Origin of the sequence: Marinilactibacillus psychrotolerans, from assembly GCF_900101525.1 — a bacterium.
Classification (GTDB): domain Bacteria; phylum Bacillota; class Bacilli; order Lactobacillales; family Carnobacteriaceae_A; genus Marinilactibacillus; species Marinilactibacillus psychrotolerans.
Map to the genome: position 1 here is coordinate 1 of NZ_FMZD01000046.1, position 1,631 is coordinate 1,631.

The following is a 1,631-nucleotide window of genomic DNA, read 5'->3' on the forward strand; positions in this document are numbered from 1 at the left end:
GTGTGTGTCAAGTTGTTGTAGGAAATCTCTAGAATCACTTTTTCCTGTTATTGTTTTTCGCTGTTTACTGAGGGATATGGGCTCTTTGAGCCTTTCTCCCTCAGTAAACAGCCTTAAACTCTCTTTATTTTAGTGCTTTAGCCAACTGTCCCAGAGCGTGAGAAGACGCACAGTACTTTCCAATACCGCCTTCAATCACACCGATTGATTTTTTAGTTTTATATTTCTTTAGTAATGTACGGATTATCCCTTTGAATTCAGGGATAATTTCCTGTTTAAAAGCAGGAATCGTTTCAGTTAGCGCTTGTAAAAACAAACCATTCTTACGAGCCGAAATGATAGCCGCTAAGTTACCTGCACCTTTCTGTCCGAATCCACGACCTTGTCGTTTCATACGATAACTATAGGGACGGTGATTACTCTCGCAAACGCCAATCCCTTTTCGAAGAGAAAGATGACGTAAGTGAAGTTTCTTTAAACTGTCCCAATTTCGATCCAAGTAGCTGAGTAATTTTGTCAGTTCAACCTCATATTCAGCTCTACGATAATCGTCTTGAATGCGATTATTTGCTTGGGCAATCACTGCACAAACCTGAGTATAATCCCATTCTCTAACCGCTGAAATCATCTGGTAAGACATTTCCTTATCGAAAAACAAACGCTGTTTGATTTTTTGATTCACATGATAGGCATCTCGGAAGTGTTCATGTCGTGCGCATTTCCCAATAATCGAATCAAATTTGTCCTTCTCATAGCCACTACCTCCATCACTATTTGAAATAATGACTGTATTTCGAAGATTATACGTCGCTTCAATCCACGCACTCGCTCGTCTAAAAGCCTCTTGGCTCGATTTTGTACTTTCAAACATCAGGGAATGCACTAGAACAGGCCGTTTTCCTTTTTTCGCCACGCCTTCATGAATCTGCACACGATGAAGCTCCGCACGTTCTTTTCCTTTACGTCTAGTCAAAAGCAGGCCATCCCCTTCAATAAATAGAACAGGTACTTTTCTCTTTTTTTCCATCCCTGTTTCATCAGACAAAGGTTTCAGTTCTGCCCATTCTTGAACTTTTTGACCAACACGTTGGGTAATGGAGTGAATAGCTGAATGACTTAAAGAAAAGTTGGTTAATAAATCAATTGCATCGGCAGCTTTACGATACACCCCATCTGAAGCCATTTGCGCTGCTTTCATTTCTACCAAGGGAGAATTTCTTGAACGAGGAGACAATTGTAAAAACTTATCTAGCGGGATAAGACTGGTTTCTCCTTTTTTACGCACACGTCTACGTGAAAATTCAACGGTCCCAAAGGTAAATTGCATCGTACGCTTTCTTACACTATCTATCTCGTACCCTTGATCTTTGTATGATTGAATACACTTTTTATCTAAACGCTCCATGCATTCTTGAAAGCATTCCTCCGCTTTTTGTCTGAAAAGCTCCTCAAATAAGATTTCTGCCTCTAAAAGTGTATTCGACTCTTCTAATATTCCCATCATTTGTGCTATAATTTCCATCGTAAAGAAGACCTCTTTCTCTCTAGTTTCCGCAAATTCTAGATTAAGGGTCTTCTTTCTTTTTGTCTACCCTATTTTTTTCCATTTCCTACATAAACTTTACACATAG

Annotated in this window: 1 protein-coding gene; it reads right to left on the reverse strand. The window is 39.4% G+C overall.

Annotated features, from left to right (window positions below):
- Nucleotides 1–124: 124 nt before the first annotated feature.
- A complete protein-coding gene (locus BLT22_RS12155) occupies nucleotides 125–1,522 on the reverse strand; it encodes an ISLre2 family transposase (protein ID WP_091763507.1) in 1,398 nt (465 codons plus the stop codon).
- Nucleotides 1,523–1,631 lie beyond the last annotated feature (109 nt).